The sequence below is a fragment of the uncultured Photobacterium sp. genome (assembly GCF_947502415.1).
Lineage (GTDB): Bacteria > Pseudomonadota > Gammaproteobacteria > Enterobacterales > Vibrionaceae > Photobacterium.
Map to the genome: position 1 here is coordinate 1 of NZ_CANMZV010000135.1, position 247 is coordinate 247.

General features: G+C 43.3%; 1 pseudogene. It reads right to left on the reverse strand.

The annotated features are described in order from the left end of the window. Positions 1 to 26 precede the first annotated feature (26 nt). Positions 27 to 218, reverse strand: a pseudogene (locus Q0852_RS23840) (IS1 family transposase); the annotation flags it as partial. Positions 219 to 247 lie beyond the last annotated feature (29 nt).

A 247-nucleotide genomic window follows, 5' to 3' on the forward strand; every position in this document is an offset into this window, starting at 1 on the left:
GGTCATGACGCCAACTTGTTGAACTCTCATTTGTAGAATTCTCGCTCACTGAATGTACCAATGACCTTGTCATGCGTATCTTCTGATTTAGAGAAGCCTATAGTTTTGCGGTTGAGCCGCTTAAATCTTGGCTCCAAAGCATACCAAAGCCAACGTTGATTCTTTTTGCTCTGAACAAATGACCATTGCTCGTCGACTTCACAGATAAGCTCGATCTCAGCACGGTATTAACCCCAACTTTAAGCAC